Raw genomic sequence first — 14,670 nt, 5'->3', positions numbered from 1 at the left:
AGGAACATGTTTACCATTCAACTCTTCATAGTTTAAATTTTCAGGGGCTAAAAACTTTCGATAATTATCTTTTTCTAAATTTAAAATGTATTCAACATTACATCTTCCATGTGAAAATGGAGTTGTAAATGATTTAAGTTTATAACGATCTAATATATTATCGGAAAGACAATTTTCTCCAAAGGATAAATATAATTTTTTACTTCTACTGATTTTTAATTCATTCAGTAAACCTTTTACTTTAGCGTTTATTCTTTTTCTAAGTTTCAAAAAGGGACTCATTTTTTAAATTTTTTTAGTTTGCTTTAATTTTTGAGCCTGTTATTTTTTTTATTAAACTAATACAAGTAGCAGCCAAAATAGCTCCAACAAAAGCTAAAAACATATCTTTTTGAGCATCCCAAACATCTCCTTGTGTGCCTAAATATGCATGTCCTTGAGCCTTGAAAAAGATATCAGCCACTGCCCATTCTATTATTTCATAAAATGCTCCAATTGAAAGAGCCAATTCTATTGGTAGCATCCAAGAAATTGTTTTTGGTAATTTTAACCAATTTCTAAATAATTCCTGTAAGGGATAGGTTAGCAAGAAACCAAATCCAAAATGGACAATTCGATCATATTGATTGCGTTCAGTATTAAAAATGTCTTGTAACCAATAGCCTAATGGATTTTCTGCATAAGTGTATTTTGAACCATATACATGTAGGCACAAGAAAATGAAAATGAATAAATAAGACAAATCACTAAAAACATATTTTTTATAAGTTAGAGATAAAAAGAAGAGCGATAAAATGGTCAATGTATTTTCAATCCACCAATTGTTATAATCTGAAGTTCCTATAAAAGTGGACACCCAAAGCATAAAAAAAAGCAAAATGTATCCTATCAACCATTTATTTTTAGGAAACAAATCTCTTGTAACGGATTCTGCCAAAGTGAATTTCATGAAGATGGAATAGGATTGAATTATATAAATTGAATAAGACCAAATTACAGTTTTTTGTTGAAATATAGATATTTTTTAAAAACTTTGATTAGCAAGAATTTAGTTAGCTAATCAAATTTGCCTCATTGATTTTAAAAACCTTCAAATACTCCAAGACCGAACAAGGCAAAATCATATTTTACAGGATCTTTTGAGTCTAAAAAACGTAGTTGAGTATCCAATTCATGTAGAGCTTTTCCATCATTTTGTTTTCGTTGGAGCAATCCTAATTTCCGGGCTACATTTCCTGAATGAACATCGAGTGGACATGATAATTTACTAGGTGGAATTGATTTCCAAATACCTAAATCTACACCGGTTTTATCGTTACGAACCATCCAACGTAAATACATGTTAAGGCGTTTTGCTGCTGAATTATTTAAGGGATCAGAAATATGTTTTTGCGTTCTATTTAAATGTTCAATTTCAAAAAAGATTTTTTTAAATTCTGAAATACTTGATTGTAAGGAATCATTTTGTTGATTTTTCGCGAAAACGGCTTCTAATCCGGAATGATTTTCATAAATATTTTTTAACCCTTTAATAAATGTAACACAATCTATTCCATTAAATGTTCGATGTACAAAATTGCTAACTGTTTCCAATTGATTATCAGAATGATTCATGATAAAATCATAGGGCGAATTTCCTAACAAATCCATTAATTTCAGCCCATTTTTGATTATCATTTTACGGTTTCCCCACGAAATTGTAGCAGCAAGAAATCCCGAAATTTCAATATCTTCTTTTAATTGGTATCGATGAGGAATTTGAATTGGGTCACTTTCAATAAAGTTGGGATGGTTGTATAAAACAACTTTTTCATCTAGAAATTCTTTCAATTCTTTTTTGGTCATGGATTACCTTTGATTGGGTTCAAACTGGTAAATCAATCCAACCTGCATTTTTTTCAAATAGGCCATCTACCATAACTAATTTTCGGTCAGCCATATTTGCTAGGGTTTCATTGTGGGTTACAATCACAAAAGTTTGACCGAATTCATTTCTTAATTTAAAAAATAATTCATGTAAGTTTTCTGCTGAAGCGGTATCTAAATTTCCTGAAGGTTCATCGGCAAAAATTACAGCCGGTTTATTAATCAAAGCTCGGGCTACTGCTACACGTTGTTGTTCTCCACCGGAAAGTTCTCCTGGTTTGTGGTCCATTCGATGTGATAAACCTAGGTATTCTAATAGTTTTTTTGCCTCTGTTTCAGCTTCGGTTTTGTTTTTTCCGGCTATAAAAGCTGGAATACAAACATTTTCCAAAGCCGTAAATTCCGGCAGTAATTGGTGAAATTGAAAAATAAACCCAAGTTTTAAATTTCTAAACTTAGATAATTCTTTGTCATTCATTTCTAATACAGACTGTTCATCAATGATAAGTTCAGTTCCAGCTTGTGGTGTTGGTTTTTCTAATGTTCCTATTATTTGTAATAAGGTAGTTTTACCTGCTCCGGAAGCTCCAACAATTGAAACAATTTCACCTTTATTCACAACCAAATCTACTCCTTTTAAAACATGAAGTTGGTCGAATTTTTTATGAATGTTTTTTGCTTGAATCATATCAGATAGTTTTTACAAAGTAACAAAGATTTTAAGGATTATTAAACCTATCATTTCTATTTATCGTTGTATAAATAATAAATTTAAGTTAACATCTCTAAAACTGTTTAATTTTATCTTATATTTGTTAAACAAAAAATGAATTATGAAAAAGTTATTCTTTGTACTTATTGCTTTTACAACTATTTCATGTCAATCACAAGATAAGAAATCAAATTATAGCCAAGTTAAAGAACCAATTAAAATTAAAATGACAAACGAAATGGAAGTTGCCACTTTTGCAGGTGGATGTTTTTGGTGTACAGAAGCCATATTTTTAGAATTAAAGGGCGTTGAAAAAGTATTGCCGGGTTACATTGGCGGAACTGTTCAAAATCCAACATATAAAGAAGTTTGTAATGGTACAACAGGTCATGCTGAAGCAATTCAAATTACTTTTAATCCGAAAATAATTTCCTATGGGGAATTGTTGGAAATATTTTTTGCCACACACGATCCAACCACGTTAAATCGTCAAGGGAATGATGAGGGTACTCAATACCGCAGTGAAGTGTTTTATTATACAGACACTCAGAAACAACTTACTCAAGATTATATTGTATTAATGACTACTGAAAAAACGTTTAAAAATCCAATAGTAACAAGAGTGAGTCCTGCCTCTGAATTTTTTATTGCTGAAGATTATCATCAAAATTATTATAATTTAAATAAAACACAATCGTATTGCAGTTATGTTATCACACCAAAAATTGAAAAATTGAAAAAAAATTATAAACAAAAGCTAAAAAGTAATTTTTAATAGATAAAATATACTTCCAATCAATAAAAAAATATAAAGCTATGAATACCTTAATCGAAAAAGAATTATTTGAACTTTTAGGAGATGAACATCACATGACATCCGCCGAAACTCCTTTGAGACCGGATGCATTTGATAAATCGGATATTGAAAAAATGGCAACTATTGAAAAGCATTTTCATATTATTATGGAAGAAATGGGACTCGATATGACAGATGACAGCCTAAAAGGTACCCCGCATCGTGTTGCAAAAATGTTTATTCAGGAAATTTTCAGTGGATTAAATCCGGCGAATAAGCCTAAAATATCCGTTTTTGAAAATAGTTACAATTATGATAAAATGTTAGTGGAAGCTAATATTAGTTTTAATTCAACTTGTGAGCATCATTTTCTACCCATAATTGGTAAAGCACATATTGGTTATGTTTCTAACGGAAATGTAATAGGTTTATCGAAGTTGAATCGAATTGTGGATTATTATGCTAGACGACCACAAGTTCAGGAAAGGTTGATTATGCAGATTTTTAATGAATTAAAATCAGTTTTAAATACTGAAGATGTTATTGTGGTAATGGAAGCAGAGCATTTATGTGTATCGAGTCGAGGAATCAAAGACAGTTCTAGCTTTACATCTACTATTCAATATGGCGGAATTTTTAATGATAAAGAAAACCGTAACGACTTTTTTAATTTATTGAAACAAGATAAATAATTTGGCATTACTTTTGTCTTAACTTGTGGGTTCAAAAACAAAAATAAATGACAAAAGAAAGTATAGTAAAACCTGTAAAAGATACTAAAAAAAGAGATTTAGTACTTGGTTTACTATTTGATGCGATTGGTTTTATATCCTACGCTGTCCCTTTTTTAGGCGAATTAACCGATTTAGTTTGGGCTCCCATCGCAGGTTTAATTTTACTGAAAATGTATAAAGGAACTGTTGGAACAGTTGGTGGAATAACCGTTTTTATTGAAGAATTGATTCCCGGTTTAGATTTTATTCCGACGTTTACTTTAACTTGGATTTATACTTATTGGATAAAAAAGAAATGATTATCAAAAAAGCTTCATATTATATGAAGCTTTTTTAATTTTATACTTAGCTACTCAATTTTTCTCTTCTCAAATAAATCTGCAATGAAACCCAATTTCATACCACGAAGCATTTTTTTTTCAAACCACCAGAAGAATTTAAATTGTCCAAAAATAAATCCTACTAAAACTAAAAGTACTTGATAAATCGGAAAAATAGCAATTAATCTTATTGGCAATATAAAATCGCCTAAATTTTCTCGGGTTAAACCAATGTAATTCGTAAAAGGTTTTGATAAATAAGCTGATAATGATCCGGTTATGGCAAAAACAATAAAAATAATTACAAGTTGAAAATTAGAGGTTATTCCCCAACGTTTTTTTAATTTTTCCATCGATTAAAGTCTAGGTTCAAATCCTCCTAATTTTTGCTTATATTTTTGTTGAAAATAAACGAAATAGTTATAAAGAATATAATTTACTTCATAGCCATAGTTAATATTGTTTTGGTAATCAATTTGCATTTCATAAACCATAGGGTCATATCGGTTACGATCAAAAACTCGTTGATTATAATATACAACCCAAATCCGATTTCTACTTTCTAAGTAGGATTGGTCATAATAATTTCGGGGTTTTGCTGTAGCCAATAACCAAGAATTAAAACCGGGTTCAATGATTATAATTTCATATTCTAATTCATCATTAGCAATTCGAATAGTATCATTAACGGTAGGATTATTTTCAGTTGAAGCCAAGCCGTTTTTTGAGCCACTGCAAGAGCAAATAATATAGTTTAGAGCAATTAAAATAAACCATTTTTTCATTTCATAAAGGTAATAAAAAAACAAAAAAAGATAAGACATTATAGTATTGATTTAACAAAAAAACCACCTCAATAGAGATGGTTTTTGATTAAGTACACTGATTACTATTTAAAAAATTTACTTAAAAATCCACCTAATCCACTGCTTTTTGTATTTACAGCTGTGATTGCATCTTGAAGGTCGACTTTACCATCTTTATTTTGGTCTAATCCAAACTGACCGCCATAATTTGTAATTGCATCCATTAAACCTGAATTGCCTGAACCACCTGAAATTGCATTGACTAAATCGGAAATTTCAAATCCTTTCACATTTGGGTCTTTTGCTTTTCCAACCAAAGATTCTAAAACTTTTGGAATCATGTTTGATGCCACACCATTTGCTGCATTAGAATCGATTCCAAATTTCTGTCCTAAATTACCTGATACTTGATCAACTAATTTTTTTACAGCAGGATTTGAGGTTGAACCGGCATTATTTCCTTGAAATAAGCTTGCTAATTGTTCCAAATTACCTTCAGAAGCCATTTTTTGTAAACCAGATAGTAGAGAACTGCCTGTTTCATTCATAACTCCTTCATTCAATTCATTTGGAATTGCATTGTTTTTAACAACAGCATCATTTCCAAACTGTTGGACTAATTGACTTAATTGATTGAACATATTTTTTATTTTATAGTTTCAATCAAAAATAAATAATAATTCATTAAAATAATACTATTTTTCAGTTTTTAATAAGCTGATAATCTGTTCTGCTAGTTCGGTTCCAATTCGATCTTGAGCTTCTTCCGTTGCGGCTCCAATATGAGGAGTTAATGAAATTTTTGGATGCATTAATATTTTAATTTCCGGAGTTGGTTCATTTTCAAAAACGTCTAATCCGGCAAATAAAACTTTTCCTTCATCTAGAGCTTCAAGTAATGCAACTTCGTCTATCACTCCGCCACGAGCAGCATTAATTATTCCAACATTATCTTTCATTCCCTTTAATTCATCACGACCAATTACATAACCCTCTTGAGCAGGAACGTGAAGCGTAATAAAATCAGCATGTTTAAATAAATCCTCCATTGGTTCTGTTTGAATATCAACATTGATAAACTGACCATTATAGAAATCAACGCGAATGACGGCTTCACCTACATATTTATCAGAAGCAATCACTTTCATTCCTAATCCTAAAGCCATTTTAGCAACTGCTTGACCAATTCTACCAAAACCTATGATTCCTAATGTTTTTCCTCGTAATTCGATTCCGTTAGCATAGGCTTTTTTCAAACCATCAAAATTTGTGTCGCCTTCCAAAGGCATATTTCTGTTGGCATCATGTAAAAAGCGAACACCTGAAAATAAATGAGCAAAAACTAATTCGGCCACAGATTCTGAAGAAGAAGCCGGTGTATTAATAACATGAATTCCTTTTTCACGAGCATAAGCAACATCGATATTGTCCATTCCTACACCACCGCGACCAATGATTTTTAAACTTGGACAAGCATCAATAATATCTTTGCGGACTTTCGTTGCACTTCTTACCAATATGACTCTAATTTCATGGGCATTTATAAAATTGGCCACTTGTTCCTGAGCTACTTTTGTAGTAATAACTTCAAAACCACCTTTTTCGAGAGCTTTAATTCCACTTTTAGAAATACCATCATTTGCTAATACTTTCATTTTTTATTGAGTTTCTGAGATGCTGAGTTTCTGAGTTTCTATGTAACTAAGTCGCTGAGATCTATGTTTATATTTTTATCTGTTTTCTTTATTCTAACTTATTTTTTCCAATTCTTTCATCACATCAACTAATACTTGAACACTTTCTAAAGGAAGAGCATTGTACATCGAGGCACGATATCCTCCAACAGAACGATGTCCGGGTAATCCTGAAATTCCTGCTGCTTTCCACATGGAATCAAATAAAGGAGCGTGTGCTTCATCGTTTAATAAAAAGGTCGCATTCATATTACTTCTAAATTCAGGTTCAGCAGTTCCTTTGAATAATGGGTTTCTGTCTATTTCTGTATAAAGTAAGTTTGCTTTCGTCTCATTCACCTTTTCAATAGCTGAAATACCTCCTAAATTTTTTAACCATTGCAAAGTTAAAAGCGAGGCATATACCGGAAAAACAGCGGGTGTGTTGTACATGCTTTCTTTATCAATATGTTGTTTGTAATCTAACATATTTGGAATGTTCCGACCTGATTTGCCTAAGATTTCTTCTTTTACAACCACCAATGTTGTTCCGGCTGGGCCCATATTTTTTTGAGCTCCGGCATAGATTAAATCAAATTTCGAAAAATCTAAGGTACGGGAAAAAATATCAGAACTCATATCGCATACCATCGGAATATCCAGGGTTGGAAATTCTTTAATTTGAGTTCCGAAAATAGTATTATTGGATGTACAGTGAAAATAATCTGCATCGGAAGGAACATGATAACCTTTTGGAATATGATTATAATTTTCCGCTTTTGAGGAAGCAACTACAACGGTTTCTCCAAAAGATTTGGCTTCTTTAATAGCTGAATTTGCCCATGTACCCGTATCTAAGTAGGCAGCTTTTCCATTAACTTTCATTAGGTTATAAGGAACCATCAAAAATTCTAAACTTGCTCCACCATGTAAAAACAAAGCTTGATAACCTTTTCCTTGTAATCCTAATAATTCTAAGGCTAAGGCTCTGGCTTCATCCATCACGGCAACAAAATCTTTGCTACGGTGTGAAATTTCTAATATGGATAATCCGGAGTTATTAAAATTTAATATCGCTTGAGCCGATTTTTCAAATACTTCTTGTGGTAAAATGCAAGGACCCGCACTATAGTTGTGTTTTTTCATGAGTGTAGTTTTATTTCGAAATTGAAATGCAAATTTCAGAAATTCACACCGAAAAGAATGTTTTTTAAAAGTGGTTTTTGTTATAGGTTATTAACAATAACGTTGTAGTTAAAAAGTAATAAAATTATTTTTTTATGATTTTTTGTGTTTCATAAGAACCATTTTCAAAACTTATTTTCAATAAATAGATTCCTGACTGGAAGTGATCTAGAGGAAGAGTAGAAAATTGGTTTGAAACGGAATATAATAATTTACCGGTGATAGAAAAAAGTTCATATCGCTCGACCTGATTTGAAGATTGGTTTTCAATTGTGATACTATTATTGGTTGGATTTGGATAAATAGAAATTACATTTTTATCAAAAGTAGTGATGCTTAAATTTTCCAAATTATACGAATAGGCTTTACCTGTATTAATACCTCCTTCTTTACTTGCACCGAGAATTAAATTTGATCCTTGTAATGAAATGCTATTACCTAAAAAATCATCCATGTTAGATTGTCCTTCACCATAGAAGTAAGTTTGCATTTGCCATTCGTTTTCAATTTTTTTATAATAAAAAACTGGAAATTTTCGACTTAATTGCAAGAAATAAAACTCATATCCAACCAACATATTATTTCCGGAAACAGCAATTTTTCCAATTACAAAATCATCAAAATTCATTGGTAATATGCTTTCATTTACCCAAGAATTATTTACCCGATTTAAAATGTAAACTTTATTTAAAAACTGGCTGCTCATCTGTATGGCAGAAATGTAAATTCTTTGTCCGTCAAAGGAAAAATCTTTTATATTTTCTTCCAAATTTCCAAATTCTAAAGTTGAATCATTGTATATCCAGTTTGTATCAAAAATAAAAGTATGATATTTGGTATTTTGTTCATTTAATCTATCTGAAACAACTAAATAGTTCCCTTCAATTTCAATTTTTTCACCTAATTTTATACTGTTTGCAATGGTTAATTTTTGATTAAATATCCATTCCGTTTCGTTAAAAGTATAAACATAGACTGAGCCAATTCCTATTGAATTTGCATCATTTGGTGCAGAAACAAATAATGAATTCCCTTGTATTTTTACAAAAGAGCCGAATTGTTTGTTTGTAGAGGCATCTGTAGCTGTTATTTTTTGAAAAAACTCCCAATTATTATTTACTTTTTTATATAAATAAACCGCACCGCAATCAGAAAATCCTTCATCATGTAATGGTGACCCAACTGCAATAAAATCTCCAAAAACAGCTACTGATTTTCCAAATTGATCATTTGATAAAGCATCGCTTGGATAAAAGTAAGCTTCTTGTGTTATGGATTGATTAGTTTGATTAAAGACATAAACATATCCTGTTGTCACTGGTGGAAATTGATTAGAGGCACTTGAGACCACTATTGTATTTTCGTGGATGGCAGTTGCGGTTCCGAATCGTAAACCAGAAATAGTTGAACTTGGATAAAATCCACTTAAATTGGTTTGAGCAAATAAAAAATTACTTGAAAATAGAATGGCGATTAAAAGTATTTTGGTTTTCATACAACTGTTTTTATTTCTTAAAGTTACGTAAAATTACAAAATCGAATTTAAAAACTTTAATGTATCCACATTGTCAGCATAATCCCAAAGTTTTGGTTTTTGAGTTTGACCGAAAGCAATGCTGTTATCTATTAAATGATTAGAAACAATACATTGAATTTGGTCACCTTCATTTTTTAGACGATTTCTCAATATTTCCAAATCTTCATAAAATTCATAAAAAACACTGGAAATAGGGGAGGAATAGCTGGAATCTTCTTTTAAAGTTAGAAACCCATTATCCAATAATTTGAAATTACTCATCAGAAAAACTGCCTTATTGTAATCATAATTATTTGCGTATTTTTCATAATGAATTACGTCTTGATACGCAAAAATTGCGTTAAAAAAGGAGTCAAAATTATATCCTTTTGGCACAAATATTTTTGAAACATTCCGACATCCTAACCCAAAATAACGGAAAATATCTTCTCCTAAATTGACCAAATCTTCCTGCGTTTCATTCCCGGTTAAAATAGCTACGGAATTTCTGTTTTTACGAATAATGGAAGGCTTATTTTTAAAATAATATTCAAAATAACGGGCGGTATTGTTGCTTCCGGTTGCAATCACTGCATCAAAATTTTCGAGTTTTCCATCGGTAAAAGTGATTCTTTCTTCTAAATCTTTATCAACGGAAATTAAATAGTTTGCAAAAAATTTAATTAAATGTTGGTCGTTAGAAGAAGTTTTAACCAAAACAGTATGACCGGCAATCAAAACCGATAAAAAATCATGAAATCCAACAAGCGGAATGTTACCGGCTAAAATTAATCCCACTTTTTTGGGTGTAACTTTCGAAAAATTATAGTTCAAAAGCCACTCATTTAAATTGTTTTCTGTTAAGGCTTCTGCCCATGAATTGACAGCAAAATACACTTGTTCTTTGGTAAACCATCCATTATGTGATTGTGAAAGTTCTAACAATGCTTCGAAAGAATCAAAAAAGGTATCATTATTTAATACTCCTTGTTTTCTATGGTTAGAATCTAATGAAAACTGACTTAAAAAATCACCTAAAGCAACAAAAGAATTTATTTTGGTTTTTTGTAACATTTGTAACTTGTTTATATATGGATTTGATTGTAATTTTGCACAAAAATAAATCAAAAATTAGCTATGGCAATCATAATAACTGACGAATGTATTAATTGCGGTGCTTGCGAGCCGGAATGTCCAAATACTGCAATCTATGAAGGGGCAGACGATTGGAGATATAAAGATGGAACAAAATTAAAGGGAAAAGTTATTTTACCGGACGGTACAGAAGTAGATGCGGATGCTGCTCAAACACCTATATCAGACGATATTTATTATATAGTTCCCGGAAAATGTACAGAGTGTAAAGGTTTTCACGATGAACCGCAATGTGCCGCTGTATGCCCGGTTGATTGTTGTGTTCCGGATGATAGCCATGTAGAAAGTGAAGAAACGTTACTGAATAGACAATCATTTTTGCATAATGAGTAAAAAAAAAATCCTGAGTGAGAACTCAGGATTTTTTTTGAATCAAATTTATTGTTTGACTAAAATATAGGTTTCAAAGGTTACTTTATCTGTTTTTGGATTATATGTTTCTAAAACTAAATTTCCATTTGAATCAAAAAAACCAATAGATGTTTTATTTTTACTGCTATAAATATAGCTGTTAGTTGATGTTTTGTAAATTTTACCGGCGGTTACATTTGTTTCATTTAAGATTGAATAGCCATTTGGTTCTGAGGAGACTTTATATTTAACACCATCTAATAAATAATAAGAAGAACGGTCAATGTCTACAGTTCTTACTGTTCCATCCGGATTTATAATTTCAGTTGTTTTTGTAGCAATTATTGGAGAATCTTTTTGTTCTACATTTATTGTGTTCGATGTGGGAGCCTGATGTTCTAACAATTGAACTTCTTTGACAGTTTCATTTTTTATCGTTTGTTTTTCCCCTTGACCATTATCTACCGTTGTAATAGTAGTTTTTGTTTCTTCTTTTATATTTTTATTTTGAGAATAACCAAAAGAAAAGGTCATGATTAACACGATGATTGCAACTAATTTCATGATTTAAAATTTTTATAATTAATAGGAGATAAATATATAATTTCCAATTAGTTATGTTGTTACACAATTAATTACAATGTTTGCAGAATTCACATCTTTTTTGATTTGATTCTATCATAATTCAATACACAGAGCTTCATTTTATACTTTCAATTAATAAAACTATATTTGCACCCGTTTAAAAACCGTTTACCCATAACTCATTACTCTAAAAGATGAAAGCAGGAATTGTAGGATTGCCAAATGTTGGAAAATCAACGTTATTTAATTGTTTATCAAATGCAAAAGCTCAAAGTGCTAACTTTCCTTTTTGTACAATAGAACCTAACATTGGAGTGGTAAATGTTCCCGATCCTAGAATTACCCGTTTAGAGGAATTAGTAAAACCGGAACGTGTTCAAATGGCAACTGTTGATATTGTTGACATTGCCGGATTGGTAAAAGGAGCTAGTAAAGGCGAAGGTTTAGGAAATCAATTTTTAGGAAACATCAGAGAATGTAACGCGATTATTCACGTGCTACGTTGTTTTGATAATGATAATATTGTGCATGTTGATGGAAACGTGAACCCAATTCGCGACAAAGAAACTATTGATATCGAATTGCAATTAAAAGATTTAGAAACCGTTGAAAAGCGTTTGGAAAAAACCAATCGTGCAGCTAAAACCGGTAATAAAGAAGCCATTGTAGAAAAAGCGTTGTTAGACAGAATAAGAGAAGCTTTGCTCCAAGCAAAATCGGCTCGTACGGTTATTCCTCAAAATCAAGATGAAATTGATTTGATGGAAGAATTTCAATTAATCACCACCAAACCTGTCTTATATGTTTGTAATGTGGACGAAGCATCAGCTGTAAACGGAAATAAATACGTTGATCAAGTACGTGAATTAGTAAAAGATGAACAAGCCGAAGTAATTGTTCTTTCAGTGGGAGCAGAGGCAGATATTACTGAATTAGAAAGCTATGAAGAGCGTCAGGTTTTTTTGGAAGACATGGGATTAACAGAACCGGGATCGGCTGTTTTAATTCGTGCTGCATATAAACTATTAAAATTACAAACTTATTTTACTGCTGGAGTAAAAGAAGTTCGAGCTTGGACTATTAATGTTGGCGATACTGCTCCAAAAGCAGCCGGAGTTATCCATACTGATTTTGAGAAAGGATTTATTCGTGCAGAAGTTATTGCGTTTGAAGATTTTTCAAACTATGGTTCAGAAGCCAAGGTAAAAGAAGCCGGTAAATTACGAGTAGAAGGGAAAGAGTATATTGTTAAAGACGGTGATGTGATGCATTTCCGTTTTAATGTATAAATAGTATTATTTTTAGTTAAATTAACCTGCAAAATTTATTTTGCAGGTTTTTTGTTTTTAATAAATACTTTTCATTCCTTTATACACCTTAATCCTACTATAGTGAAATTACAACAACTGTTACTCAATAGAAAAAAACAGCAAAAAATACTTTTATCAACAGATAATTTCAAGTCTGAAAATGCTAATTTAGTTTTAGCTTTTGCACAAAGAACATTATTAGAAAAAGTTAGTCCTTATGATTTGTTAAAAGAAATTTATCCCAATGCTCAAATCATACTTTGTTCCTCTTCCGGGCAAGTTTCAAATAATTGTACTATAGAAAAGGGAATTGTAGTCACAGCAATTGAATTTGATAAAACAAAAATTATAGCAACAGAATTTGATATTTTATCTAATAATAATATAGATGATTTAGGTAAAAAGATTAAAGAGGAATTATTTTCAAAGGATTTAAAATCTGTTCTTATTTTATCAGAAGGAAGTTTTATCAATGGTACTGAACTTATTAATGAGTTAATTAAGCGAACTAATAAATTAATACCAATTTTTGGTGGTTTAGCTGGTGATGAATTCAGTTTTGAAAAAACTATAGTTGGTTTAAATGCAAACGCTTCATCTGGAAAAATTGTAGTGGTAGGTTTTTATGGTGAGCATATTCATTTTGGATATGGTTCTGAAGGTGGTTGGGGCGATTTTGGACCGGAACGAGAGGTAACTTTGTCTGATAAAAATGTTCTCTATAAGATAGGTGATCGTTTTGCTTTAGATTTATATAAAGAATACTTAGGCAAATATGCAGACGAATTACCTGGTTCATCGTTATATTTTCCACTTTCAATGAAAGAGAACTCTGAATCAGCTTCAGTAGTTAGAACAATATTAGCTATAGATGAAGTAAATAAATCAATGACATTTGCAGGAAACATTCCCGAAGGTTCACTTGTAAGATTAATGAAAGGAAATATAGATAAACTCATTGATGCAGCATCAACTGCTGCCTTTAAAATTAAAACTACATCGAAAGAAAAAGTTCAGTTAGCACTTTTAGTGAGTTGTGTTGGAAGAAGAATTGTTTTAGGAGATAGAGTGGAAGAAGAATTGGAAGTTGTTAAAGATAATTTTGGTGAGAATACAATTTTATGTGGTTTTTATTCTTATGGAGAAATTTCTCCAACACAAAAAAATGTAGCTTGTGAACTTCATAATCAAACAATGACAATAGCCACAATGTATGAGGATTAAAAGCTAAATGGACAAACCAAATTTACATAGACATCTTAACCGTCAGATAGATAAATATTTATCTGAAAATACTTTAAGGAATAATTCTGACCTTTCTTCTTTTATAAAAGTCATTAATCAGACTTATTTAAATTACGAAAAAGATGCTGAGTTATTCGAACAATCAGCCCGTCTAAACGATAAAGAATATTCAGAAATAAATAATAAATTAAAACAAGAGATAAGTAAAAGAGATTTATTTGAACTCAAGTTAATTGAAGCTATTAATCAGCTCAATGTTGATGGGGTAAAGTTGGAAGGAAAAGATAATTTATTAGACCTAATCAAAATTCTTAACCGAGAAATAGAAATAAAAAAAGAATTTCAAGAGCAATTAAATTCAGCTAAAATAATAGCTGAAAAAGCAAATGATGCTAAATCGGAGTTTCTTTCTATTT

19 protein-coding genes are annotated in these 14,670 nt (G+C 30.9%); 7 read left to right on the top strand and 12 right to left on the bottom strand.

Features of this window, described 5'->3' with window-relative positions; translation table 11 throughout:
• From C0512_RS13080 to C0512_RS13065, 4 genes are all read right to left on the bottom strand, one after another.
• Positions 1-282 (bottom strand): DUF1796 family putative cysteine peptidase (locus C0512_RS13080; RefSeq protein WP_290862281.1); only part of this gene is annotated, 282 nt, incomplete at its 3' end.
• Positions 283-295: 13 nt separating this feature from the next.
• Positions 296-949, bottom strand: coding sequence for a DUF2238 domain-containing protein (locus C0512_RS13075; RefSeq protein WP_290862279.1), 654 nt, complete (start codon positions 947-949; stop codon positions 296-298).
• 131 nt (positions 950-1,080) lie between these two features.
• Positions 1,081-1,845, bottom strand: coding sequence for a TIGR02757 family protein (locus tag C0512_RS13070; RefSeq protein WP_290862277.1), 765 nt, complete (start codon positions 1,843-1,845; stop codon positions 1,081-1,083).
• A gap of 19 nt (positions 1,846-1,864) precedes the next feature.
• Positions 1,865-2,554, bottom strand: coding sequence for an ABC transporter ATP-binding protein (locus C0512_RS13065; protein ID WP_290862275.1), 690 nt, complete (start codon positions 2,552-2,554; stop codon positions 1,865-1,867).
• 145 nt (positions 2,555-2,699) lie between these two features.
• On the opposite strand from C0512_RS13065, the gene msrA reads away from it, so the two are divergent.
• From msrA to C0512_RS13050, 3 genes are read left to right on the top strand one after another with little or no spacing between them, the layout of a single operon-like run.
• Entirely contained in the window at positions 2,700-3,353 is a 654-nt protein-coding gene (msrA, locus tag C0512_RS13060) for a peptide-methionine (S)-S-oxide reductase MsrA (protein WP_290862273.1), read from the top strand.
• A 41-nt stretch (positions 3,354-3,394) separates the two neighbouring features.
• Complete coding sequence (gene folE, locus C0512_RS13055; RefSeq protein WP_290862271.1) at positions 3,395-4,066, top strand: GTP cyclohydrolase I FolE; 672 nt, start codon at positions 3,395-3,397, stop codon at positions 4,064-4,066.
• A gap of 47 nt (positions 4,067-4,113) precedes the next feature.
• On the top strand, positions 4,114-4,407 hold the full coding sequence (locus C0512_RS13050) for a hypothetical protein (RefSeq protein WP_290862269.1): 294 nt from the start codon (positions 4,114-4,116) through the stop codon (positions 4,405-4,407).
• A gap of 50 nt (positions 4,408-4,457) precedes the next feature.
• On the opposite strand, the gene C0512_RS13045 is transcribed toward C0512_RS13050, so the two are convergent.
• From C0512_RS13045 to C0512_RS13015, 7 genes are all read right to left on the bottom strand, one after another.
• Positions 4,458-4,781, bottom strand: coding sequence for a DUF6787 family protein (locus C0512_RS13045; protein ID WP_290862268.1), 324 nt, complete (start codon positions 4,779-4,781; stop codon positions 4,458-4,460).
• Positions 4,782-4,784: 3 nt separating this feature from the next.
• Positions 4,785-5,213 (bottom strand): DUF6146 family protein, encoded by a 429-nt coding sequence (locus C0512_RS13040; protein ID WP_290862266.1) that lies wholly within the window; start codon positions 5,211-5,213, stop codon positions 4,785-4,787.
• Between the two features lie 104 nt (positions 5,214-5,317).
• Positions 5,318-5,875, bottom strand: a complete 558-nt coding sequence (locus tag C0512_RS13035; protein WP_290862265.1) for a hypothetical protein — start codon at positions 5,873-5,875, stop codon at positions 5,318-5,320.
• Positions 5,876-5,929: 54 nt separating this feature from the next.
• Positions 5,930-6,889, bottom strand: coding sequence for a D-2-hydroxyacid dehydrogenase (locus C0512_RS13030; protein ID WP_290862264.1), 960 nt, complete (start codon positions 6,887-6,889; stop codon positions 5,930-5,932).
• A gap of 93 nt (positions 6,890-6,982) precedes the next feature.
• Positions 6,983-8,053, bottom strand: coding sequence for a 3-phosphoserine/phosphohydroxythreonine transaminase (gene serC, locus C0512_RS13025; protein WP_290862263.1), 1,071 nt, complete (start codon positions 8,051-8,053; stop codon positions 6,983-6,985).
• A 124-nt stretch (positions 8,054-8,177) separates the two neighbouring features.
• A complete protein-coding gene (locus C0512_RS13020; RefSeq protein WP_290862262.1) occupies positions 8,178-9,587 on the bottom strand; it encodes a T9SS type A sorting domain-containing protein in 1,410 nt (469 codons plus the stop codon).
• Positions 9,588-9,620: 33 nt separating this feature from the next.
• Positions 9,621-10,682, bottom strand: coding sequence for an acyl-CoA reductase (locus C0512_RS13015; RefSeq protein WP_290862261.1), 1,062 nt, complete (start codon positions 10,680-10,682; stop codon positions 9,621-9,623).
• Positions 10,683-10,745: 63 nt separating this feature from the next.
• On the opposite strand from C0512_RS13015, the gene C0512_RS13010 reads away from it, so the two are divergent.
• Positions 10,746-11,096, top strand: coding sequence for a 4Fe-4S dicluster domain-containing protein (locus C0512_RS13010; protein ID WP_290862260.1), 351 nt, complete (start codon positions 10,746-10,748; stop codon positions 11,094-11,096).
• Between the two features lie 45 nt (positions 11,097-11,141).
• Here C0512_RS13010 and C0512_RS13005 read toward each other — a convergent pair whose 3' ends face one another.
• Positions 11,142-11,678 (bottom strand): hypothetical protein, encoded by a 537-nt coding sequence (locus C0512_RS13005; RefSeq protein WP_290862259.1) that lies wholly within the window; start codon positions 11,676-11,678, stop codon positions 11,142-11,144.
• A 215-nt stretch (positions 11,679-11,893) separates the two neighbouring features.
• On the opposite strand from C0512_RS13005, the gene ychF reads away from it, so the two are divergent.
• The 3 genes from ychF to C0512_RS12990 form a co-directional block, all read left to right on the top strand.
• A complete protein-coding gene (gene ychF, locus C0512_RS13000) occupies positions 11,894-12,988 on the top strand; it encodes a redox-regulated ATPase YchF (protein WP_290862258.1) in 1,095 nt (364 codons plus the stop codon).
• A 102-nt stretch (positions 12,989-13,090) separates the two neighbouring features.
• Positions 13,091-14,233, top strand: coding sequence for an FIST C-terminal domain-containing protein (locus tag C0512_RS12995; protein WP_290862257.1), 1,143 nt, complete (start codon positions 13,091-13,093; stop codon positions 14,231-14,233).
• Between the two features lie 7 nt (positions 14,234-14,240).
• The coding region (locus C0512_RS12990) for a hypothetical protein (protein ID WP_290862256.1) at positions 14,241-14,670 on the top strand (430 nt) is incomplete at its 3' end.

The sequence above is a fragment of the Flavobacterium sp. genome (assembly GCF_013822155.1).
Lineage (GTDB): Bacteria > Bacteroidota > Bacteroidia > Flavobacteriales > Flavobacteriaceae > Flavobacterium.
Note: the sequence above shows the minus strand (reverse complement) of the source record. Positions and strands in the feature narration are given on the sequence as shown.